This window comes from Streptomyces sp. NPDC057249 (assembly GCF_042669245.1).
GTDB lineage: Bacteria > Actinomycetota > Actinomycetes > Streptomycetales > Streptomycetaceae > Streptomyces.
Map to the genome: position 1 here is coordinate 460927 of NZ_JBHUXS010000001.1, position 22797 is coordinate 483723.

Sequence of the window (22797 nt, forward strand, 5' to 3'; positions counted from 1 at the left end):
CGCGCCGAGTTCCCGGGAGTCGCGCGCCGAGGGGGAAGCAAGTCATGAGCCACGACGGCGCACACGGTTCGCAGGGTCGGTACGCGGGCGGTTCCGTCGCTGGCGGCCGCTACCAGCTGCGCGATCTGCTCGGCGAAGGCGGGATGGCGTCCGTATACCTGGCGTACGACTCCGCTCTCGACCGCCAGGTCGCGATCAAGACACTCCACACCGAGCTGGGCCGCGAGCAGTCGTTCCGTGAGCGCTTCCGCCGCGAGGCCCAGGCCGTGGCCAAGCTCCAGCACACCAACATCGTCTCGGTGTTCGACACCGGCGAGGACGAGCTCGGCGGCGCGCTGATGCCGTACATCGTCATGGAGTACGTCGAGGGGCAGCCGCTCGGCTCCGTGCTCGCGGCGGACATCCGCGCCCAGGGCGCGATGCCGGCCGACAAGGCGCTCAAGGTGACCTCGGACGTGCTGGCCGCGCTCGACACCAGCCACGAGATGGGCCTGGTGCACCGCGACATCAAGCCGGGCAACGTCATGGTGACCAAGCGCGGTGTCGTGAAGGTCATGGACTTCGGCATCGCCCGCGCCATGCAGTCGGGCGTGACGTCGATGACGCAGACCGGCATGGTCGTCGGCACCCCGCAGTACCTCTCCCCCGAGCAGGCCCTCGGCCGCGGGGTGGACGCGCGCTCCGACCTGTACTCGGTCGGCATCATGCTCTTCCAGCTGCTCACCGGGCGCCTCCCCTTCGACGCGGACTCCCCGCTCGCCATCGCGTACGCGCATGTGCAGGAGGAGCCGGTCGCCCCGTCCACGATCAACCGCTCGCTGACCCCGGCGATGGACGCCCTCGTCGCCCGCGCGCTCAAGAAGAACCCGAACGAGCGCTTCCCGAGCGCGGCGGCCATGCAGGACGAGATCGCGCGCGTGCTGAGCGCGAGCGGCCACACCGGCGCCCCGGTGATCGTCGGCGACGGCGGCACCCCGGCCAACAGCGGCTCCGGCGTCGGCTCGGCGGTCTTCCCGCCGGTGGACCAGTCCGCACCGGCCCCGCAGAGCGTTCAGACGCCGTACCAGCCGGGCCCGTACCAGCCGCAGCCCGGCCCGTACGGCCCGGCGACCCCGGCCCCCGCCACCAACCCATCGTACGGCTACCCGCAGACGGCCGCCCCGGCGTACCAGAGCCCGGCGCCGATGCAGCACCAGACGCCCGCGCCGTACACGATCTCCCCGCAGACGGCGTCGGGCCCGGCCTCGGGCGGCGGCTCCAAGCGCAACATGCCGGTGATCATCGGCTCGATCGTCGTCGCGCTGGTCGCGATCGGCGGTCTGATCACGGTCATCGCGCTCAACGGCGACGACAAGGGCGGCGCGGAGGCCAAGGCCAGCGAGTCCCCGGCGGGTGAGCACCGCGATCCGGAGCGGAACCGGACGATCGACCCCGAGGACTGCTCGGGCGCGCGGGAGGACACGGACGACCCGAACAAGGTCGATGCCCCCAGCTTCATGTACAAGGACATCCTCTCGGTACGCGCCTGCGCGGACGCGGCGGGCTGGACGCTCAAGGTGAAGAAGGTCCCGGGCAACGCGTACGCGGAGGACCAGGTCGTCAATCAGTTCCCCTCGTCCGGAGCCGCGGTGCCGGAGACCGGCGCGCACTTCGAGCTGGAGATCGCGACGGGCGACCCCGCGTAGTCCGCGTGGTCCGCGCGGTCCGCGTGGTCCGCGCGGTCCGCGGGCGGGCCTCCGCCATCCGTACGCCTCACCCGGGATGCCGGTCGTGCCGCCGCGTGTGACGGTGACCGCATGGTTCTGGGACGGCTCCACGCGCGCTGCTCCCGGGGCGTGGCCTGTCTGGTGCTGACGGCGGCCGCGGCCCTGGGTGCCGCCGCCGCCCCGGGCGCCTCCGGGCCGGCCTCGCCCTCTCCCTCGCCCTCTCCTTCGTCCAGCGGTTCGCCGCGCGCCGGGGAGATGCAGTCGCCGCTCGCCGGGTGGCCCGCCGGGGCCGGGCGGGAGCGGCCCGGGCGGTCGGCCGCCGAGGTGGCGCGCCAGGACGCGCTGGAGGACCGGGAGCCGCGGCCCGCACCCTCCGAGTCCGCCGCCGTGCCGGTCTTCACCCCCGACCCGGACGACTTCCGCGATCCCCCGCCGGGTCGGCAGGCCCTGAGCGGGGCGGCCGTGCGGCGGCTCCAGCAGCTGTCTCTCGGAGCGGGAATCGCCCTGGTCGGGCTGGGTCTCGGCTTCCTCGCACTGCGGATGCGCCGCACCCGCTGACCGTACGCTCTCCCGTACGGCTCTCCCTCCGCCCCACCGAGGCGGAGACTTGCGGTGATCAACATACTCGGTATACATACTCAGTATGTCGATCCGTCACGGGCTTCTCGCCCTCCTGGAGCGCGGGCCGCGTTACGGCTCCCAGCTCCGCACCGAATTCGAGTCGCGCACCGGGTCCACCTGGCCGCTCAACGTCGGGCAGGTGTACACGACGCTGAGCAGGCTGGAGCGCGACGGCCTGGTCGTCCAGGACGGCGAGGACGACCAGGGCCACGCCCTCTACTCGATCAGCGACGCCGGGCGCACCGAGCTGCGCACCTGGTTCGAGACGCCGGTCGACCGCAGCAGCCCGCCCCGTGACGAACTGGCCATCAAGCTGGCCATGGCGGTCGGGGCGCCCGGCGTCGACATCAAGGCCGTCATCCAGTCCCAGCGCCACCACACGCTGAAGGCCATGCAGGACTACACCCGCCTGAAGGCGCGGTCCCTCGCCCAGGTCCCCGCCAACCGCGACGAGGTGGCGTGGCTGCTCGTCGTGGAGCAGCTGATCTTCCAGGCCGAGGCCGAGGCGCGCTGGCTGGACCACTGCGAGGCCCGGCTGATCCGCCTCGCCGAGGCCGCCGCCACGGAGCCCGAGGCGGGCCCGCCCCCGGGCCCGGCCGCCCGCACCACCACCCGGCCCACCGCCCGGTCCCGCACGCGCCGCTGAGTCCGGCGCCCTCTACATCCACCCGTTCCGAGAGGGAACCATGTCCCTGCACGTCCCGTCCCCATCCGCCCCGCCCCTGCCGGTGGACGCCCCGGTACTCGAACTCCGCTCGCTCACCCGCACCCACGGCACCGGCATCGCCGAGGTGCAGGCGCTGCGCGGTATCAGCCTGTCGGTGCACGCCGGTGAACTCGTCGCCGTCATGGGCCCGTCCGGATCGGGCAAGTCCACCCTGCTCACCCTCGCCGGCGGTCTCGACACCGCGAGCGGCGGCCAGGTGATCATCGAGGGCCAGGACATCTCCACGCTCGGCCGCAAGGGCATGGCCGCCCTGCGCCGCCGCAGCGTCGGCTACGTCTTCCAGGACTACAACCTGATCCCCGCCCTGACCGCCGCCGAGAACATCGCCCTGCCCCGCGAGCTCGACGGCGTCTCGGTCCGCAAGGCCCGCAAGGAGGCCCGCGCCGCACTGGAGGAGATGAACCTCCTGGAGATCGCGGACCGCTTCCCGGACGAGATGTCCGGCGGACAGCAGCAGCGCGTCGCCATCGCCCGCGCGCTGGTGGGGGACCGGCGCCTGGTCCTCGCCGACGAGCCGACCGGGGCGCTCGACTCGGAGACCGGCGAGGCCGTCCTCGCGCTCCTGCGCAACCGCTGCGACCAGGGCGCGGCGGGGGTGATGGTCACGCACGAACCGCGTTACGCGGCCTGGGCGGACCGGGTCGTCTTCCTCCGGGACGGCTCGATCGTGGACCAGACGCTGACGGCCGGGGCCGACTCCCTGCTGGCCGCCGGGGGAGCCGAGTGAGCGTCTTCACGGGGTGGCGCGCCGCCCTCCGGATAGCCCGCCGCGACGCGTTGCGGGCCAAGGGCCGCAGCGCCCTGGTGGTCGCGATGATCGCGCTGCCGGTCCTCGGGGTGACGGCCGCCGACATCACGTACCGCAGTGCGGACCTGAGCCCGGCCGAGCAGCTGACGTCCCGGCTCGGCGCGGCCGACGCGCTGTACAGCGACGCGGCCATGGGGCCGATCCAGCAGATGCCCGACGGCAACATGTACGACAGCGCGACCGGCGAGGCGCCCAGCGAGGAACCGGCGCCGATCGACATGCGCCGCGCCTTCCCCGAGGGCGCCCGGGCGATCAGTGAACAGTCCGTGCCCGCCACGGTCACCACCAAGTACGGGATCGCCAGCGTCGAGGTCATCGAGTACAAGACCTCGGACCGGATGGCCCGCGGGAGGATCGACCTCCTGGAGGGCACGTTCCCGCGCGGCAAGGACGAGATGGTGGCCACCGAGCCGTTCCTGGACTCGGCGGGCCTGCACGTGGGCTCCGCGATCACGGTGACGCCGTCCGGCAGGAAGTACACGATCTCCGGCGCGGTCGAACTGCCCGCCGACCTGGCGGCACAGCAGCTGTACGCCGATCCGGGCGCGGTGATCGCCCCCTGGCAGGCGATGGCCGACCACGACAAGAAGGTCCCCGAGCCCAATACGGGCTCGGCGCAGTGGCTGGTCGAGGGGCCGGGGCAGGACGGGATCGTCTGGAAGGACGTGCTGGCGGCCAACAAGGCCGGTGCCGTCGTCACCTCGCGGCAGGTCTTCGAGAACCCGCCGCCCGACTCCGAGATCCCGCTGCTCCGGTCGCACCCGGACTACAACGCGACGGGCACCGGGAGCGAGGAGACCAGCGCCGCCCTCGTCACCGTCGTCGCGATGACGATCCTGGAGATCGTGCTCCTGGCCGGGCCGGCGTTCGCCGTCGGCGCCCGCCGCTCCCGGCGTCAGCTGGGCCTGCTCGGTACGTGCGGCGGCGACCGGAGCCAGGTCCGCGCGGTGGTCCTCGGCGGCGGTCTGGTGCTCGGCGGGGCCGGCGCGGTCGCCGGTGTGGTGGTCGGGCTGCTGCTCACGGTGGTCTGCAGGCCGCTGATCGAGGGCTGGGCCGGGCACCGCTTCGGTTCCCTGGTGATCCGTCCCGGCGAACTCCTGGTCATCGCCGTGCTCGGCCTGATCACCGGAGTCCTGGCGGCGCTCGCCCCGGCGATCGTGGCGGGCCGGCAGTCCGTGCTGGAATCGCTCACCGGCCGGCGCGGGGTGCGCCGCAGCTCCCGGGTGCTGCCCGTCACGGGCGCCTGTGTGCTCGCCCTCGGCATCCTCGTCGCCGTCCTCGGGGGCACCAGCGGCGACTCCACGCTGGTCGCCGGCGGCTCGGTCGTCGCCGAGGTGGGCCTGCTCGCGTGCATTCCGGTGATCGTCGGGCTGCTGGGCCGGCTCGGCCGCAGGTTCCCGCTCTCACCCCGGATGGCACTGCGCGACGCGGCCCGCAACCGGGGCCGCACCGCTCCCGCGGTGGCCGCCGTCATGGCGGCCGTGGCAGGGTCGGTGGCCATCGCCACCTACATGGCCAGCAACCTCGCCGAGTCCGACTACGCCTACACGCCCATGCTCGCCGAGGGGACGATCTCCCTGTCGGCGGGCGACGCGGAGGCCGTCGAGCGCCTTCCGGCGGCCCGGGCCGCCGTGGAGCACAACATGGCGGTGACCGGTGGCCGGGCGGACATCTCCCGGGTGTGGGCGGGCAGCGACTGCAACGTCTACTACGAGGAAGAGGGCAACTGCGGCTCCATGACGCTGGTCAAGCCGACCGGCAAGGGCCACACCTGTCCGCTCGCCGACAAGGGCGCCAGGGCGCTGGCCTCGCGGCTCTCCGCCGATGAGCACCGCGCCATGATGCAGACGCCCGCCTGCGTGGACGTGCGCTTCACCGTCAGCAACTTCAGCTCGGACTCCGACAACATCGTCGTCGGCGACGCGGCCCTCCTCGACACGTACGTGAAGCTGCGCGACCCGGCGGCGGCCGCAGCCCTGAAGGCCGGCACCCCCGTCCTGCTCAACGAGGCGTACGCGGAGAACGGCGAGGTCACCCTCAAGGCCGTGCACCAGTACGACCCCAAGGACACGGAGAACCGCAAGCTGCACCCCGGCAAGGCCCGGAAGACCACCGACCGGCTGAAGGTGTACGTCGCGAAGCCCGAGTACGCCACCACGCCGGGCATCCGCATGATCCTCCCGCAACGGACCGCCGAACGCCTCGGCCTGCACACGCAGCCCTACGCCAGTGTGTACGCGGTAAGCCACCAGCCCACGGACGCGGAGAGCCAGCGGACGTCGGCCGCCATCGACCAGGCCGGCGGCGGACTCTGGGTGCAGTCCAATTCGGGCCCCAATGACCGGGGCAACACCATCCAGCTGATCCTCACCCTGTTCGCCGGGGTGGTCACCATGGGCGCCGCGGCGATCACGACCGGCCTGGCCAAGGCGGACGCGGAGGCCGACCTCACCACACTCAGCGCGGTGGGCGCGCCACCGCGCGTGCGGCGGTCGCTCTCCGGCTTCCAGTGCCTGGTGGTGGCGCTGACCGGGGTGCTGCTCGGAACGGCCGCGGGGCTGGTGCCCGCGGTGGCGCTGCGGCTGGTCGATCTGCGGGACGCGATGGAGCAGATGCGCGCGCAGCCCATGGAGTCCGCGTACACGCCGATCGTGCTTCCCTGGGCGACGATCGGGCTGCTGGCCGTGGCCGTTCCGCTGCTGGCGGGCGGGCTCGCGGCGGCGTTCACCCGCTCGCGGGTGGCCCTGGCGCGGCGGGCCGGCTGAGAACCGCTGAGCTGTTCGGTGCCCCCGGGGCGGTGGATCAACCGTTTCCGGGGGCACCACAGTGTTGAGCGCCGTGTGTGCGAGACAATGACGGCATGGAGATGCCGAGGAATGAACGGTCGCAGGAGCACCCCCAGGTCCTCGTAGTGGGGCAGGACGGAATGGCGATCGGCGGCGGTGACACTGACGACGAGTCGCGGGAGGTCCCGGTGACGGAGATGGTCGAGCAGCCCGCGAAGGTCATGCGGATCGGCAGCATGATCAAGCAGCTCCTGGAGGAGGTCAGGGCCGCTCCTCTCGACGAGGCGAGCCGGGTGCGCCTCAAGGAGATCCACGCCGGTTCCGTCAAGGAGCTGGAGGACGGTCTCGCGCCGGAGCTGGTGGAGGAGCTGGAGCGGCTGTCCCTGCCGTTCACCGAGGACTCGGTCCCCTCCGAGGCGGAGCTGCGGATCGCCCAGGCGCAGCTGGTGGGCTGGCTGGAGGGCCTGTTCCACGGCATCCAGACCGCGCTGTTCGCCCAGCAGATGGCGGCCCGGGCCCAGCTGGAGCAGATGCGCCGCGCCCTGCCGCCCGGCAGCGGCCCGGAGGAGGACGGCGGAATCGACCCGCACGGCCCGGTCCGCTCGGGGCCCTACCTGTAACCGACCATGGATGAGGGGCCCGACACACAGCGGTGTGCCGGGCCCCTCTCGTACGTTCGCGTTCAGGCGGCTGCCGGCGGCTGGAGCAGCACCTTGCCGATGTGGGTGCTGGACTCCATGACACGGTGGCCCTCCGCCGCGTCCGGCATCGGCACCGTACGGTCCACCACGGGCTTCACCAGGCCCTCCTCGACGAGCGGCCAGACGTGCTCGCGGACCGCCGCGACGATGGCCGCCTTCTCGGCGAGCGGGCGCCCGCGCAGCGAGGTCGCCGTGACGGCCGCCCGCTTGTTCAGCAGCATGCCGAGGTTCAGCTCGCCCTTGGCGCCGCCCTGGAGCCCGATGATCGCGAGCCGGCCGTTGACGGCGAGTGCCTGCACGTTCCGGTCGAGGTACTTCGCGCCCATGAGGTCGAGGATGACGTCGGCGCCCGCCCCGGCCGTGGTCTCGCGGATCTCCTCCACGAAGTCCTGCTCGCGGTAGTCGATCAGGATGTCCGCGCCCAGCTCCGCGCAGCGCGCCAGCTTGTCGGGGCTGCCGGCCGTCACGGCGACCCGTGCGCCGACGGCCTTGGCGAGCTGGATCGCCATCGTGCCGATGCCGCTGGACCCGCCGTGCACCAGCAGGGTCTCGGCGGGCCGGAGGTGGGCCACCATGAACACGTTGGACCAGACCGTGGCCGTCACCTCGGGCAGCGCGGCGGCCCGCACGAGGTCGAGGCCCTTGGGTACGGGGAGGAGCTGGCCTGTCGGGACGGCGACCTTCTCCGCGTAACCGCCGCCCGCGAGGAGTGCGCACACCTCGTCGCCGACGGCCCAGCCGGTGACCCCGGGCCCGAGGGCCGAGACCCGGCCGGAGCACTCCAGCCCCGGGTAGGGGGACGCTCCCGGCGGCGGGTCGTAGAAGCCCTGCCGCTGGAGCACATCGGCCCGGTTGACCGCACTGGCCACGACGTCGACGAGGACCTCGCCCTCGCCGGGGACGGGATCGGGCACCTCGGCCCACACGAGCGCCTCGGGGCCACCGGGTTCGGGGATCGTGATCGCATGCATGGCCGCGAGGCTACTCCGTGGGCGGGGCGGTCTCAGGAACGCGGCACGCCCTGGTGCGGCGGCGTCGTGGGCGGCTCGTTCGAGGCCCGGACGATGGTGATCAGTCGGTCCGTCAGCTGCAAGGGGCTCGCCGCCGGGTCGTCGTAGCCGAGGAGCCGGTGGCCCCGCAGCACGTTGACGACGAGGTCGTCGGTCTCCCGCACGTTCTTGCCGACCTCGCTCTTTATCACCGGCCGTTCGACCAGATCGAGGCCGCTGCCCTGCTGGATGAGGTCCTCCATGACCGTGCCCGCGCTGGGGCTGAGCACGGAGAGGCCGAGCAGCCGGCCCGCCGCACTGGCACTGGTGATGACGGCGTCCGCGCCCGACTGCCGCAGCAGCGGGGCGTTCTCCTCCTCGCGGACCGCGGCCACGATCTTCGCGCCCCGGTTGAGCTGGCGTGCGGTCAGCGCGACCAGCACCGCGGTGTCGTCGCGCTGGGTGGCGATGATGACCTGACGGGCCTTCTGGAGCTCGGCCCGCAGCAGCACATCGCTGCGCGTGGCGTCCCCGACGACACCCGTGAAGCCCTCGGCGTTGGCGATCTCGATCACCTTGGACGCCGGGTCCACGATGACGATCTGTTCCTTGCTCAGCCCGGTGGCGCACAGGGTCTGGATGGCCGAGCGGCCCTTCGTGCCGAACCCGACGACGACAGTGTGGTCACGCAAGTTGGTTCTCCAACGCTTCAGCCGGAAGTCCTCCCGGGTCCGCTCCGTGAGGACCTCAAGGGTGGTGCCGACCAGGATGATGAGGAAGAGCACGCGCAGCGGTGTCACGAGCACCACATTGATGAGGCGGGCCCCGTCGCTGTACGGGGTGATGTCGCCGTAGCCGGTGGTGGAGAGGGTGACCGTCGCGTAGTACACCGCGTCCAGCAGGTCGACCTTGCCGTCGGCGGCGTCGTGGTAGCCGTCCCGGTCGATCCAGACGATGAACACCGTGATGGCCAGCACCATCAGAGCCATCATCAGCCGCTTGGCCACCTGGCGGGCCGGCCCGTCCACGACCCGGCGCGGAAGCATCACACGGGTGGGAACGACCTGTTCGTCCGCCCGCCTGGCCATCGCGTCTTGGCCGGGAAGTTTCACGTGAAACACCCTTCAGTCCACGGCGTCGCCGAGGCCCACGGTAGATCGAGGATCTCCACCTCGGTGCCGGACCGTACCCCGCCCGGCTCCACGACGGCCAACCCGTCCGCGGCGGCGATCCCGCGCAGCATGGCGGGACCGTTGTAGTGCAGTGGTACGACGTGCTCCGCCCCGCCTGCGGTTCCGGGTTCTCCGGCCGACCGGTGGACCACGGGCACCAGCCGGGTGTCGTGCGGATGTCCGTGCACATCGTCGCGTACGGCCATCCGGAAGGCGTCGCCGGGGGTGCGGCCGGCCAGTCCGCCGAGCAGCGGCCCGGCCAGGGTGAGCAGTCCGGAGACGGCGGCCAGGGGGTTGCCTGGCAGCCCGACGAGCCAAGGCCCGTCGGAGGGGAGCCGGGCCAGCAGCATCGGATGGCCGGGCCGCACCGCGACCCCGTCGACCAGGAGTTCGGCCCCGATCCGGTCGAGGACGCGGTGGACGTGGTCGACGGGCCCGGCGGCGGTCCCGCCGGTCGTGATGATCAGGTCGGCCTCGGAACCGGTGAGCGCCTTCCACAGGGCCTCCGCGTCGTCACCGAGGCGCCTCGGAGGCGTGACCTCGGCGCCCAGCGCGTGCACCCAGGGGCCGATCATGGGGCCCAGCGCATCGCGGATCAGCCCGTCGTGCGGCAGCCCGGCGGTCAGCAGTTCATCGCCCAGGACCAGGACGTCGACGCGCGGACGGGCCCGGACCGGCAGCTCGTCGTAACCGGCGGCCGCAGCCAGTCCGAGCACGGCGGGCGTGACGACCGTGCCGGCGGGAAGCAGGACCTCCCCCGAGCGGCATTCCTGGCCGCGCGGCCGGATGTCCTGCCCCTGACTCACAGCCCGCTGCGCGTACAGGACGCCCTTGGCCTCGTCGGCCTGCGCGTGCTCGCTGCGGATGACGGCGGTGGCCTCGGCGGGGATACGGGCACCCGTCGCGATGCGCACGGCCGCCCCGTCGGGCAGCGGGGCGGGGGCGTCGTGCCCGGCGAGGACGCCGCCGTCCCGGATGTGCCAGGGACCGGGCCCGGCAACGGCCCACCCGTCCATGGCCGAGGTGTCGAAGGACGGCAAATCGGTGAGCGCGACCAGTGGCTCCCCCAAGATCCGCCCCAGCACCGCGTCGAACCCGATCCGCTCGGTGCGCACGGCACCGCGCCGCCCGGCCCGCGAGGCGACGGCCCGGGCCGCACGCCAGGAGACGTGGTCGCGCCGGGCCGCCCCGGCCCGGGCGCTCGTCCGCCCCCCACCGGGAGAGCCGTCGGTCCGCCCGGCGGCCTCGCCACCACCACGGCTCTCCGCCCGACGCGTGGCACCGGCGCCGCCCAGCGGGTCGTCGGGCCGACGGTCCGTCGACGCGGCGGCGTGGGCGCCCGGGGTGTCGGGGGCGGTCGGGGCGTCGGGGGCGCCCGGGGTGTCGGACCAGTCGTTGTGGAGGCTGGTGAGCCAGTCGCCGGGCTCGGGGGAGGGCTGGTCGCCCGGCGGCCCGGCGGGACTGCCGGACGGCGCGTCCGCCGGGCGGGGCACCGGTCGGCTCACCAGCGCCAGGGCCTGGGCGACAGCCCGCTCCTCGTCGGCCCGCACCTCCGCCTCGGCAGCGGCGCGCGCCTCCGCGGCGGCCCGGGGAGCGGCCCCGGGGCCGGGGTCCCCCGCAGCCCGGACGTCGTCCCCGGCACGTGGGTCGTCCCCGGCACGCGTGCCGCCCCCGGCACGGGAGTCACCCCCGACGCCGGCCTCGTCCGCGTGGGCAACGATCCCACCGGAGTCGCCGGAATCCGCGGACTCCCCGGACCTCCCGCCCCCCGCCGAACACCCGGCGCCACAGGGGCCTCCGGGGGGACCGTCACCTCCGGCGCCCGCGCGCCGGGTCACGTCGTCCCGTTCTCGTCCGCCCACCGGAGCGCGAGCGCGGCCGCCTTGCGGGCAGCCTCCGCCACTGCCTCGGGCCCCCCGCCCTCGCCGGCCGCCTTCCCCGCCGCGTAGCCGACCAGGAAGGTCGTCAGCGGCGCGGCCGGCCGGGCGACGCCATGGGCGGCGTCACGCGCGAGGTCGAGCAGGAGGCCGGTGTCGACGTCGAGGTCGATGCCGAGTTCTTCCTTGACTGCGGTGATCCATTCGTCCAGCACCGTTCCATGTTCTCTGATCCGGGCCCGGGCCGAAACAATGTCCTCCCAGGTGTCGCAATCGAACGAAGCAAGGGGACCCACCGCCACCCGGCACAGCGTCAGCTCCCGCGTGAGCAGCTTCAGCGGCAACCCGCCCAGTCCCCCGTGCTCGGCGGCCAGCAGGGCCAGTTCGCGGCGGAGCGGCTCGCCCCGGTAGACGGCGACGAGCGGCTGGTCGCGCCCGTCCGCGTCGGAGCACAGGGCACCCTCGAAGCCCTCCCGCCCCGCGGCGGCCACCAGTGCCGCGACCGTATCGGCACCCAGGAACGGCAGATCGGCGGAGAGCACGAGCACCCGGTCCGCCGAGGTGTGCCGGACCCCGGCGCCCAACGCGGCCAACGGGCCTCCGCCGGGCGGAACTTCGCGCGCCCAGGTCACCGCCCGCGCGGTGGGCCGCCGGTCCCCCACCACCACGGTGGTCCCGGCGTCGGGGCAGGACGCGAGGACCCGGTCGAGGAGCGGACGGCCGCCCACCCGCACGGCGGGCTTGTCGGCGCCGCCCAGCCGCTTGGCGGCCCCGCCGGCGAGAACGATGGCGTCGAACGCGGTCATGCCCCGAGTATGCGGGCCCGCTCGCCCCTCCGGACGGCCGGGCCCGCGTCGGCGACCGGCCCCTACACGCTCCGCAGCAGCAGCGCCGGCTGCTCCACGCAGTCCGCCACATACCGCAGGAAGCCTCCGGCGGTACCCCCGTCGCAGACCCGGTGATCGAAGGTCAGCGAGAGCTGGACGACCTGGCGCACGGCGAGCCGGCCCTCGTGCACCCACGGCTTGGGGACGATCCGGCCGACGCCCAGCATCGCGGCCTCGGGGTGGTTGATGATCGGCGTCGAGCCGTCGACCCCGAAGACCCCGTAGTTGTTGAGCGTGAACGTGCCGCCGGTCAGCTCGGCCGGTGTCAGCGAGCCCGTTCTGGCCGCCTCGGTCAGCCGGGCGATCTCGGCACCGATCGACTCCGTGGTGCGGGCGTGGGCGTCCCGTACGACGGGGACGACCAGACCCCGGTCGGTCTGCGCCGCGAAGCCGAGGTGGACCTGCGGCAGGCGGACGATCTCGCGCGCCTCCTGGTCCACCGTGGAGTTCAGCTCCGGGTGGCGGGCCAGGGCCGCCGTGCAGATGCGGGCGAGAAGCGCGAGCACCGACACCTTGGGCGCCCCTGCCCCGGCGGCACCGTTCATCGCGGCGCGCGCGGCCATCAGCTCGGTCGCGTCGGCGTCGACCCAGCAGGTGGCGTCGGGGATCTCCCGCCGGCTGCGGGAGAGCTTGTCGGCGACCGCGCCCCGGACACCGCGCAGCGCGACCCGCTCACCGGCGGGCACGGCGGGCGCGGCCTCCGGAGCGGGCGCCTCGGCGGCCGACCGGATCGCGGACTCGACGTCGGCCCGCAGGATCAGCCCGTCGGGCCCGGACCCGGCGAGCTGGCGCAGATCCAGATCGTGCTGGCGCGCGAGTCGGCGGACCAGGGGCGACACGACCGCGACCGGCCCCGGCGCGACCTCGGGCACGGGGACCGGGGCCGGGGCCGTGACCTCGACGGACGACACGGGTGCGGCGGCCGCCGCCTTCAGCCCCTCCGGCCGGACCCGTCGACGCCGCACGGGCGGCGCCCCCGTCCCGTACCCCACCAGGACGTTCCCGGACCCGGAATCCTCCGTACCGGAATCCGCGTCCGCACCGCCCCCGGTGGATTCCACGGGCGATCCGACGGCCACGGTCAGCAGCGGCGCGCCCACCGGCAGCTCGGCGCCCTCGTCGCCGAAGCGGGCGGTCACCACACCCCCGTAAGGGCAGGGCACCTCCACCATCGCCTTGGCCGTCTCGACCTCGACCACCGGCTGGTCGATGGCGACGACGTCCCCGACCTCCACCAGCCAGCGCACGATCTCGGCCTCGGTCAGCCCCTCACCGAGATCCGGAAGCCTGAACTCAAGAACCTGCGGCATCAGTTGTCCGCCTCCCACTGGAGCCGCGCGACGGCGTCGAGCACCCGGTCCACGCCGGGAAGGTGGTGCCGCTCCTGCATCGGCGGCGGGTAGGGGATGTCGAACCCGGTGACCCGCAGCACCGGCGCCTCCAGGTGGTGGAAGCACTGCTCGGTGATCCGGGCCGTGATCTCGCCGCCGGGCCCGCCGAAGCCGGTGGCCTCGTGGACGACGACCGCGCGCCCGGTCCGCCGGACGGAGGCGGCGACGGTCTCGTCGTCGAACGGCACCAGCGAGCGGAGGTCGACCACTTCGAGGTCCCAGCCCTCCTCGACCGCGGCCTGCGCGGCCTCCATGCAGACGGGCAGGGACGGCCCGTACGTGATCAGGGTCGCGCTGCGGCCCGGGCGGCGCACGACGGCCCGGCCGATGGGCTCCACGGCCGCGGGGTGCTCCGGCGACCAGTCCGCCTTCGACCAGTACAGGCGCTTCGGCTCCAGGAAGACCACCGGGTCGTCCGAGGCGATCGAGGCCCGCAGCAGCCCGTACGCGTCCTCGACCGTGGCCGGGGTGACGACATGGAGACCGGGGGTCGCCATGTAATACGCCTCCGAGGAGTCGCTGTGGTGCTCGACGCCCCCGATGCCGCCGCCGTAGGGCACCCGGACGGTGATCGGGAGCGGCATCGCGCCCCCGGTACGGTTCCGCATCTTGGCGACATGGCTGAGGAGCTGCTCGAACGCCGGGTACGCGAACGCGTCGAACTGCATCTCGACCACGGGCCGCAGCCCGTACATCGCCATGCCGACCGCCGCCCCGAGGATGCCCGCCTCGGCGAGCGGGGTGTCCGTACAGCGCTCGTCGCCGAACTCCTTCGCCAGGCCGTCGGTGATCCGGAAGACCCCGCCGAGCGTCCCGACGTCCTCCCCGAGGACGTGCACCGTGGGGTCCTCGGCCATCGAGTCGCGCAGTGCGCGCCCCAGCGCCTGCGCCATGGTGGCGGGCTTGGCCTTCGCCGTCCGCTCCCCGGCCGTCACCGCTGCCGTGGTCATCGCGCCGCTCCCCCGTCTTCCGTGCCGTGCTGGTCGTTCTCCGCGGCCAGCTCCTGCCGCAGCCGGGCCGCCTGCTCCCGCAACTGCGCCGTCTGCTCCGCGTACACATGGGTGAAGAGGTCCATCGGATCGAGCACCGGGTCCGCGTTCATCCGCTCCCGCAGCGCCGCGGCCATCCGCTCGGCGGCCGTCCGTGCCTCTTCCACCCCCTCGTCGTCGAGCAGGCCGCGCCCGGTCAGCTCGCGCTCCATGAGCTGGACGGGGTCGTGGTCCCGCCATGCCTCGACCTCGCTGTCGACGCGGTAGCGGGTGGCGTCGTCGGCATTCGTATGGGCGTCCATGCGGTACGTGACCGCCTCGACGAGCGTCGGGCCGCCGCCGCTCCTGGCCCGGGCGACCGCCTCGGAGAGCACCTGGTGCACCGCCGCCGCGTCGTTGCCGTCGACCAGCCGGCCGGGCATCCCGTACCCCACGGCCTTGTGGGCCAGGGACGGCGCCGCCGTCTGCTTGGCCAGGGGTACGGAGATGGCGAAGCCGTTGTTCTGCACGAGGAAGACCACCGGGGCCTTCCAGACCGCCGCGAAGTTCAGCGCCTCGTGGAAGTCGCCCTCACTGGTGCCGCCGTCGCCGACCATCGCCAGCGCGACCACGTCGTCGCCCTGCAGACGCGCCGCGTGGGCCAGCCCCACCGCGTGCGGCAACTGGGTGGCGAGCGGGGTGCACAGAGGGGCGATGCGGTGCGCGCGCGGGTCGTAGCCGGTGTGCCGGTCGCCCCGCAGCAGCGTCAGCGCCTCGACCGGGTCGAGGCCCCGGGCCACCGCCGCGAGCGTGTCGCGGTAACTGGGGAAGAGCCAGTCCCGCTCCTCCAGGACCAGGGCGGCGGCGACCTCGCACGCCTCCTGCCCGGTGCTCGACGGGTAGACCGCCAGCCGCCCCTGCTTCGTCAGGGCCGTCGCCTGGGCGTTGTACCGCCGCCCGCGCACCAGCTCCGCGTAGAGCCGCAGCAGCAGCTCGGGATCGGCGTCGGCCACCGCGTCCGTACCGAGGATCCGGTACGGCTCCGGGTCCGGGAGCAGCGGCGCGGGATCGGTCAGCGGCTTCCAGGCCGGGGGCGGCGTGGGCCGGTAGGCGGCCGCACCGGGCAGCTCTTGGACCGTCATGACAGGCACCTCCGAGCATCGAGGGGTGTCGACATATGGTGATATATCGAAAACGGTGTGAGGCACAGGTGTGGCGTGCCTCACCTACCGATTGTTCGGTCGCGAGCGCATTTTGGCTACAGGCACCGCCAGCCTGTGGACAAACGGTTATCCACAGCCTGGGATAGGGGCAGGTCGTCCAGGACGGGGAGGCGCGGGAACATGCCAGCTGAACAAATGGCCGACGGGGCCGAAGGGCCGGGCCAGATTCCACCGGCACGCCCGCTCGATTCCATCGACCACGCCATCCTGCGACTGCTCCAGACGGACGGACGCGCCTCGATACGGTCGGTGGCCGACCGGGTCCACGTGTCGCGCGCGAACGCGTACGCCCGGATCAACCGGCTCATCGAGGACGGGGTGATCCGGGGCTTCGGCGCACGCGTGAACCACGAGCGGGCGGGGCAGGGCGCCTCCGCTTACATCACGCTCAAGATCGTCCAGAATTCCTGGCGGACCGTCCGCGAACAGCTCCAGGCGCTGCCGGGAGCCACCCACATCGCGCTGGTCAGCGGCGATTTCGACGTTCTGCTCCTGGTGCACACACCGGACAACCGCACGCTGCGCGAGCTGGTGCTGACCCGCATCCAGTCCATTCCGGAAGTGCTGTCCACGCGCACGCTGCTGGTGTTCGAGGAAACGGACCTGGCCCCCGGCCCGGACCGCCCCACGGAGCTCGCCTGAGCGGATACGGGCAAGTCAGGACCCGTACTTCGCGAGGAAGCCGCGCACAGTGGCCCAGCGCGTGTCGTCATAGAGCAGCGCCACCCCGTGGGCGCTCTCGTCCCGCACGTAGACCAGCTTGTGCTCGGACGACTTCACGCTCTTCTCGTTCATCTCCTTCACCTCGGCGCCGAAGTCGCCGTCCAGTTCTCCGACCATGTACAGCACGGGCGAGGTCAGCTGGGGCACGGCTGCCACGGCGTTCATGTTGGAGTACTGCTCCGGGGCGGAGAGTGCGACGACGGCGTCGGGCTGCGGGTTCAGCCGGGGCGCCGCGGCGAGCACCGCGGTACCGCCCTTGGAGGCACCCATGAGCAGGAGCTTCTCGGCACCCTTGTCCCGCAGGTAGCCGGCGGCGCCGATGATCTCCGCGACCTCCGGCCCGGTCGAGTTGACCGCGAGCACGCGATAACCGGCCTTGCTCAGCTCGTCGGCCTTGTCCTTCCACTGGCAGGCCGTGCCGTCGGACTGATGCGCGAGCACGATCCCGGCGCCCGAGCCGCCGCGCGGCGCGTACGCGCCGGTTTCGGAGCCGTCCTCGCTGGTGAAGGTGATCGACGCCCGCTCGGCCTCCTCCGGCGTCAGACAGCCGAAGTCGTCCGGCTTCGCGGCCGATACGCCCCCGCCGTCGCCGTCGCCCTTGTCGCCCCCGCCGTCCGACGAACAGCCCGCCAGCGAGGCCGTGAGCAACAGTGCGGCGGCGGCACAGAGGAGTCCGGGCACCCGGAGCACAGCGGTCATGGGCGCGATCGTCGTCCGGGCCCCTGCCGTAGTCAACGGCGTTCGGGACCGGCCTTCATGCCGTCGAAGGCCAGCCGCACCACCGTGTCGGCGAGACGGTCCCCATCCGCGCCGCCGTCGGGGAGCGGGCGATACCACTCCACGAGCGAGTTCACCATCCCGAACAGCAGCCGTGTCGCGAGCCGTATGTCCACGTCAGAGCGGAGATCGCCGTCCGCGACGGCCGCCTTCAGCAGTTCGGCGACCCGCTGGTCGAACTCGCGCCGCCGCTCCAGGGCCCAGCGCTCGGTCTTCGTGTTGCCCCGCACCCGCAGCAGCAGCGTGACGTAGGGGAGTTCGGCCGTCAGCACCGCGACGGTACGGCGAGTGACGTACTCGACCCGCTCGATGGCGCGGCCCCGCGTCGCCCCCGACTCGTCGAGGATGCCGAACAGTCCGTCGAGAGCCCGGCTGACCGCCCGGCGCAGCAGCTCCTCCTTGCCCGCGACGTGGTGGTAGATGGACGACTTGGAGATTCCGGCGGCCTTGGACAGGTGCTCCATGGACGTGCCGTCGTAGCCGCGCTCGTTGAACACACGGACGGCGACGGTCAGCAGAGTCTCCGGTGTGTACGTGTCCCGCTTGGCCGTGGTCATGTCCGCGATCCTCCCCTACGAGTTGTCCACAGGTTTCGTGGGCCCCCTTGTACCGACCGATCGTTCGGTTACTCTAACTCTGTCCGCCCGTCCCTGCCCAGCTCGATGAGGAGTTGGTCCGTCATGGCCGCCGAGCTCTCCCCGCACCTGCTGTCCGAGAAGCACCGCCCCACGCTGGACCGGGCCCTCGAAGCGATCCGCACGCGTGACTACTGGTCCCCGCACCCCGAGCACCCGAAGGCGTACGGCGAGGGCGGCGCTCCGGGAAGTCTCGGCGCCGCCGAGGGCAAGGCCGCCTTCGACGCCCTCCTGGGCGGCCGGCTCGACCTGGAACAGCCGGGCACCGACGGCTGGACGGGCGGGGAGGTCTCTCCGTACGGCCCCGAGCTCGGCGTCGAGTACCCGCACGCGGATCTGGACGTGCTGCTTCCGGCGATGCGCGCGGGCATGCCGGCCTGGCGCGAGGCGGGTCCCGAGACCCGGGCCCTGGTCTGTCTGGAGATCCTTGCGCGCATCAGCGCCCGCACCCATGAGCTCGCCCACGCCGTGATGCACACCAGCGGCCAGGCGTTCATGATGGCGTTCCAGGCCGGCGGCCCGCACGCCCAGGACCGCGGCCTCGAAGCCGTCGCCTACGCCTACGAGGAACAGCTCCGCGCGCCCCGGACGGCCGACTGGTCGAAGCCGCAGGGCAAGCGCGATCCGCTCGCGCTGCACAAGACGTTCATCCCGGCGGGCCGCGGGATCTCGCTGCTCATCGGCTGCAACACCTTCCCCACGTGGAACGGTTACCCGGGCCTCTTCGCCTCGCTCGCCACGGGCAACCCGGTCCTGGTCAAGCCCCACCCCCGCGCGGTCCTCCCGCTGGCCCTCACGGTCCAGCTGGCGCGCGAGGTCCTCGCCGAGGCCGGCTTCGACCCCAACCTGGTCGCCCTGGCCGCCGAGCGCCCGGGCGAGGGCATCGCCAAGACGCTGGCGGTCCGCCCCGAGATCAAGATCATCGACTACACGGGCTCCACGGAGTTCGGCGACTGGCTGGAGACCCACGCCCGCCAGGCCCAGGTCTACACGGAGAAGGCCGGCGTCAACACGGTCGTCGTGGACTCCACGGACGACTACCGCGGCATGCTCGCCAACCTGGCGTTCTCGTTCTCCCTGTACAGCGGCCAGATGTGCACCACCCCGCAGAACGTGCTCATCCCCCGCTCCGGCATCACCACGGACGCCGGCGACAAGTCGTACGACGACGTGGTCGGTGACATCGCCGCCGCCGTCACCGGTCTCCTGGGCGACGACGCCAGGGCGAACGGCCTGCTGGGCGCCCTGGTCAACCCGGATGTGAAGGCCCGCCTGGAGTCGGCGGCCCAGCTGGGCGAGGTCGCCCTCCCGTCGCGCGAGGTGGCCAACCCGGACTTCCCGGAGGCCACCGTCCGCACCCCCGTGATCGTCAAGCTCGACGCCGCCAAGGCGGACGGCGATGCCCCCTACCTCGCGGAGTGCTTCGGCCCGGTCTCCTTCGCGGTCGCGGTCGACTCGACGGCGGACGCCCTGGAGCTGCTGCGCCGCACGATCCGCGAGAAGGGCGCGATGACGGTCGGCGCGTACACGACCTCCCCGGAGGTGGAGCGCGCGGTGGAGGACGTCTGCCTGGACGAGTCCGCCCAGCTCTCCCTGAACCTCACCGGCGGCGTGTACGTCAACCAGACGGCGGCGTTCTCCGACTACCACGGCTCAGGCGGCAACCCGGCGGCCAACGCGGCCCTCTGCGACGGCGCCTTCGTCTCCAACCGCTTCCGCACCATCGAGGTACGCCGCCAGAACTGAAACCGCCGGAAAACCCGACCTCGCCGGCGCGCATCCCTGTCTCGCCGGCGCGCACTCGTCTCGCCGGCGTGCATCCCCCTCTCGCCGGCGCGGATCCGAGCCTTCGCTTGCGTGCATCCCAGCCTCGCGGGCGCGAATCCGAGCCCTCGGCTCGCGTCCATCCCACCCTCGCGGGCACGGATCGGAGCCCTCGGCTCGCGTGCATCCCAGCCTCGCCGGCGTTTGAGGCGCGGGGTCGGGGGCGGAGCCCCGGTTTCGGGAAGGGGCGGGGAGGGGACAAGGCCCGCCGCAGGCGCCTCAACTCGCCCCGCCCCGCCCCCACCTCACCCAGGAATCACCGCATACCGCGCCACCCACGCGTGCATGGCAATCGCCGCAGCCGCCCCCGCGTTGATCGACCGCGTGGACCCGAACTGCGCGACGGAGCACACCATCTCCGCGCACCGCCGAGCCTCCTCCGTCAGCCCGGGCCCCTCCTGCCCGAACAGAAGGACACACCGCCGAGGCAGGACCGTCCGCTCCAGCGGCACCGCCCCCGGCAGGTTGTCGATCCCGACGATCGGCAGGCCCTCGGCCGCCGCCCAGGCGGTCAGACTCGCGGTGTCCGGGTGGTGCCGGACATGCTGGTAGCGGTCGGTGACCATCGCCCCGCGCCGGTTCCAGCGCCGCCGCCCGACGATGTGCACCTCCTTGGCCAGGAACGCGTTCGCGGTCCGCACGACGGACCCGATGTTGAAGTCGTGGCCCCAGTTCTCCACGGCAACGTGGAAGTCGTGGCGGCGCAGATCGAGGTCGGCGACGATCGCCTCCCGGGTCCAGTACCGGTACTGGTCGCCCACGTTGCGCCGGTCGCCGCCGGCCAGCAGCTCGGGGTCGTACCGCTCGCCCTCGGGCCAGGGCAGCGGATGCGGCCCGACACCGATCTCCGTCCCGAACCCCTCGTCGTACTGCGCGGGCTCGTCGCTCACGGGCGCGCCGTTGCCACTGGTCTCACCGGTGCTGCCGGTCTCACTGCTCACCCGACGAGGGTATGGCTCCCGTCGCCGTCGGGTTCCGGAGCCTCCCGGCCGTCGGCGGCGCCACGCGGCGCGGGCACCCGTCCCCGCCGCCGGAACAACCGCTCACGCCCGGCGCCCGCCCGCCCGCCGAGCCACACCAGGAAGGCGGTCGGCAGGAAGACGGCGTCCGCGGCGATCATGGCCATCGAGAAGAACGGCAGTCCCAGCAGGAGCGCGATCCCCGCGTGCTCACAGAGCATCGCGCCGAGCAGGAAGTTCTTCACACGCCGGTTGAAGAGGGTGAACGGGAAGGCCACCTGCACGATGACCGTGGCGTACGACAGCACCATCACCATGACGCCGCTGGAGGCCAGGAAGTCCGACAGCGCGGGCCACGGCGTGAAGTACTCCAGCTTGAGCGGGTAGTACAACGCGGTCCCGTCCTGCCAGCGCGAACCCTGGATCTTGTACCAGCCGGCCGTCGCGTAGATCAGGCAGACCTCGGCCATGATGACGACGAGGGTGGCGTTGTGGGCGAGGTTGGCGACGACATCGAGCAGGGTACGGAGCTCGTTGCGCGGCGTGTACCGGTTCACGGCCCACCACGCGCCCTGGCCGACCCACAGGCACCACAGGAGCAGCGGCAGCCATACGGTGCCGCCCAGACCGCCCGCCCCGGAAGCCCCTGCCAGGACGACCCCGAGCACCACCCACAGCGCGATCCCGGCCGGCTCCCCGGGCTCCCACCGCCCACCGGCCTCCTGGCCGGCGTCCCTCGCGGATTCGCGGCGCCTCGCCCGCCGGGCGTCCAGCGACCAGACCTGTCCGCAGCGGGTCAGCACCAGGTAGATGGCCATCAGGTGGATGACGTTGTCGCCGCCGTCACCCATGAAGATGCTGCGGTTCTGCAGCGAGAGCACTCCGGCCATGAAGACCACGGAGACGGCCCGGGTGTGCCAGCCGAGCATCAGCAGGAGGGACGAGAGCAGCGCCAGCGCGTAGACGATCTCGAACCAGAGGGCGCTGTCCGACCACATGAGGGCCGTGAACGCCTGGTTCCCGGATATCAGCTGTCGCGCCAGGTCCCAGCGCCAGGGCGCGTCGGGACCGTACATCTCGTGCCGGTGGGGCAGCTCACGGAGCAGGAACAGCAGGAAGGTGGCCGAGAAACCGATCCGGATGACGGCGCTCTGGTAAGGGCCGAGGGCCGACGCCGTGACGCGCTGGACGGCACCGGCGAGGCCGCGGGCCGGGTGGGGCGTGCTCACTGTCCCGCCTCCTCGGGCAGGTCGTCGGCGGTGACCGTCCACCAGGGCAGGACCCGGTGGGACGGGCCGGTGCTGATCTTCTCGTCGCTCCACTCGGGTGCCGCCACGGCCCGTACCTCGGACCTGACCTGGATCCTCAGGATGGTCTCGCCGTCGTCCCGGCCGCCGAGGCGCAGCATCACCAGGCGGCGGACGTACTTCTCGGACAGGGTGCCGCGCAGGCCGTTGGCCCGGTTCTTGTCGTCGTGCGATCCGACGTAGAAGTCCCAGGCGCGGCGGAGTTCGTTCTGCTGGACGTGGCTGGGCAAGAGGTTGCCGCGTATCGCCCGGCCGTCCTCGGCGGAGAGATCCCGCCACGCCGTCGTGCGGGGGCCGCTGGGGCCGGCCGTCTCGGTGCGCACCTGAACGGCCACGTTCTGTTGCAGCGGGTTGGGTGCGAAGAGCTTCCAGTTCTGTTCGAACTCGGGGTACACCCACTCGTCCACCGCCGCGCCGTGCTGCTTGGTCAGCGTGTTCGAGGGGGCGACGTGCAGGAAGACCATGGCCAGCTGCATGCAGGCGAGCACCCCGAAGGCGGCGAGCGCCACCGCGGCGACGATCTGGTACGGAAACGAGAGCCCGGCCATTCCGCCCGGCGCCGCGGGCGCCTCGACGGCGGGAACGGGTCCGCCCCCGCTGCGGGCGTCCCTGTCGTCGTCCGAATCCATCCCGCCCCGATCGCGTCGGTTATCCACAGGGTTGACACCCTACGGGCCCCGGACTCACCATTGAAGACATTGAACCGAACGATCGGT

Annotated in this window: 20 protein-coding genes; 8 read left to right on the plus strand and 12 right to left on the minus strand. The window is 72.8% G+C overall.

Annotated elements, in window-relative coordinates; all coding sequences use genetic code 11:
- The first annotated feature begins 44 nt into the window (after nt 1-44).
- From ACFUJY_RS02220 to ACFUJY_RS02245, 6 genes are all read left to right on the plus strand, one after another.
- Nucleotides 45-1685: a protein kinase gene (locus tag ACFUJY_RS02220; protein ID WP_383293176.1), complete on the plus strand. Its 1641-nt coding sequence runs from the start codon at nt 45-47 to the stop codon at nt 1683-1685.
- Nucleotides 1686-1796: 111 nt separating this feature from the next.
- Nucleotides 1797-2264, plus strand: coding sequence for a hypothetical protein (locus ACFUJY_RS02225; RefSeq protein WP_383293178.1), 468 nt, complete (start codon nt 1797-1799; stop codon nt 2262-2264).
- 85 nt (nt 2265-2349) lie between these two features.
- A complete protein-coding gene (locus ACFUJY_RS02230) occupies nt 2350-2973 on the plus strand; it encodes a PadR family transcriptional regulator (protein ID WP_383293181.1) in 624 nt (207 codons plus the stop codon).
- Between the two features lie 40 nt (nt 2974-3013).
- A complete protein-coding gene (locus ACFUJY_RS02235) occupies nt 3014-3781 on the plus strand; it encodes an ABC transporter ATP-binding protein (RefSeq protein WP_383293183.1) in 768 nt (255 codons plus the stop codon).
- Nucleotides 3778-6627, plus strand: a complete 2850-nt coding sequence (locus tag ACFUJY_RS02240; RefSeq protein WP_383293186.1) for an FtsX-like permease family protein — start codon at nt 3778-3780, stop codon at nt 6625-6627. The genes ACFUJY_RS02235 and ACFUJY_RS02240 overlap by 4 nt, the downstream gene beginning before the upstream one ends.
- A gap of 95 nt (nt 6628-6722) precedes the next feature.
- Complete coding sequence (locus ACFUJY_RS02245; protein WP_383293189.1) at nt 6723-7268, plus strand: bacterial proteasome activator family protein; 546 nt, start codon at nt 6723-6725, stop codon at nt 7266-7268.
- Nucleotides 7269-7330: 62 nt separating this feature from the next.
- Here ACFUJY_RS02245 and ACFUJY_RS02250 read toward each other — a convergent pair whose 3' ends face one another.
- The 7 genes from ACFUJY_RS02250 to pdhA all read right to left on the minus strand — a co-directional run bounded on the left by ACFUJY_RS02250 (nt 7331) and on the right by pdhA (nt 15775).
- Nucleotides 7331-8320 carry an NAD(P)H-quinone oxidoreductase gene (locus ACFUJY_RS02250; protein ID WP_383293192.1) on the minus strand — a complete coding sequence of 330 codons (990 nt, stop codon included), beginning with the start codon at nt 8318-8320 and terminating at the stop codon, nt 7331-7333.
- A 32-nt stretch (nt 8321-8352) separates the two neighbouring features.
- The gene (locus ACFUJY_RS02255) at nt 8353-9426 is read right to left on the minus strand and encodes a potassium channel family protein (protein WP_383293880.1); all 1074 of its coding nucleotides are present in this window, start codon (nt 9424-9426) and stop codon (nt 8353-8355) included.
- Between the two features lie 20 nt (nt 9427-9446).
- The gene (locus tag ACFUJY_RS02260; protein WP_383293194.1) at nt 9447-11060 is read right to left on the minus strand and encodes a molybdopterin-binding protein; all 1614 of its coding nucleotides are present in this window, start codon (nt 11058-11060) and stop codon (nt 9447-9449) included.
- A 284-nt stretch (nt 11061-11344) separates the two neighbouring features.
- Nucleotides 11345-12193 carry an NTP transferase domain-containing protein gene (locus tag ACFUJY_RS02265; protein ID WP_383293196.1) on the minus strand — a complete coding sequence of 283 codons (849 nt, stop codon included), beginning with the start codon at nt 12191-12193 and terminating at the stop codon, nt 11345-11347.
- Nucleotides 12194-12255: 62 nt separating this feature from the next.
- On the minus strand, nt 12256-13584 hold the full coding sequence (locus tag ACFUJY_RS02270; RefSeq protein ID WP_383293199.1) for a dihydrolipoamide acetyltransferase family protein: 1329 nt from the start codon (nt 13582-13584) through the stop codon (nt 12256-12258).
- Nucleotides 13584-14615: an alpha-ketoacid dehydrogenase subunit beta gene (locus ACFUJY_RS02275; RefSeq protein ID WP_383293201.1), complete on the minus strand. Its 1032-nt coding sequence runs from the start codon at nt 14613-14615 to the stop codon at nt 13584-13586. The genes ACFUJY_RS02270 and ACFUJY_RS02275 overlap by 1 nt, the downstream gene beginning before the upstream one ends.
- Entirely contained in the window at nt 14612-15775 is a 1164-nt protein-coding gene (pdhA, locus tag ACFUJY_RS02280) for a pyruvate dehydrogenase (acetyl-transferring) E1 component subunit alpha (protein ID WP_383293204.1), read from the minus strand. Before pdhA ends, ACFUJY_RS02275 begins: the two co-directional genes overlap by 4 nt.
- 216 nt (nt 15776-15991) lie before the next feature.
- Between pdhA and ACFUJY_RS02285 the strand changes: the two genes are divergently transcribed.
- Nucleotides 15992-16498, plus strand: coding sequence for an Lrp/AsnC family transcriptional regulator (locus tag ACFUJY_RS02285; RefSeq protein WP_383293883.1), 507 nt, complete (start codon nt 15992-15994; stop codon nt 16496-16498).
- A 15-nt stretch (nt 16499-16513) separates the two neighbouring features.
- On the opposite strand, the gene ACFUJY_RS02290 is transcribed toward ACFUJY_RS02285, so the two are convergent.
- Entirely contained in the window at nt 16514-17278 is a 765-nt protein-coding gene (locus ACFUJY_RS02290) for an alpha/beta hydrolase family protein (protein ID WP_383293207.1), read from the minus strand.
- A gap of 32 nt (nt 17279-17310) precedes the next feature.
- Nucleotides 17311-17913, minus strand: a complete 603-nt coding sequence (locus ACFUJY_RS02295) for a TetR/AcrR family transcriptional regulator (RefSeq protein ID WP_383293209.1) — start codon at nt 17911-17913, stop codon at nt 17311-17313.
- A 123-nt stretch (nt 17914-18036) separates the two neighbouring features.
- Between ACFUJY_RS02295 and paaN the strand changes: the two genes are divergently transcribed.
- The gene (gene paaN / locus ACFUJY_RS02300) at nt 18037-19737 is read left to right on the plus strand and encodes a phenylacetic acid degradation protein PaaN (protein ID WP_383293212.1); all 1701 of its coding nucleotides are present in this window, start codon (nt 18037-18039) and stop codon (nt 19735-19737) included.
- A gap of 323 nt (nt 19738-20060) precedes the next feature.
- Here paaN and ACFUJY_RS02305 read toward each other — a convergent pair whose 3' ends face one another.
- From ACFUJY_RS02305 to ACFUJY_RS02315, 3 genes are read right to left on the minus strand one after another with little or no spacing between them, the layout of a single operon-like run.
- Nucleotides 20061-20756 (minus strand): TrmH family RNA methyltransferase, encoded by a 696-nt coding sequence (locus tag ACFUJY_RS02305; protein WP_383293215.1) that lies wholly within the window; start codon nt 20754-20756, stop codon nt 20061-20063.
- Nucleotides 20753-22003, minus strand: a complete 1251-nt coding sequence (locus tag ACFUJY_RS02310) for an HTTM domain-containing protein (protein ID WP_383293218.1) — start codon at nt 22001-22003, stop codon at nt 20753-20755. Before ACFUJY_RS02310 ends, ACFUJY_RS02305 begins: the two co-directional genes overlap by 4 nt.
- Complete coding sequence (locus tag ACFUJY_RS02315; RefSeq protein ID WP_383293220.1) at nt 22000-22710, minus strand: DUF5819 family protein; 711 nt, start codon at nt 22708-22710, stop codon at nt 22000-22002. The genes ACFUJY_RS02310 and ACFUJY_RS02315 overlap by 4 nt, the downstream gene beginning before the upstream one ends.
- Between the last annotated feature and the right edge of the window lie 87 nt (nt 22711-22797).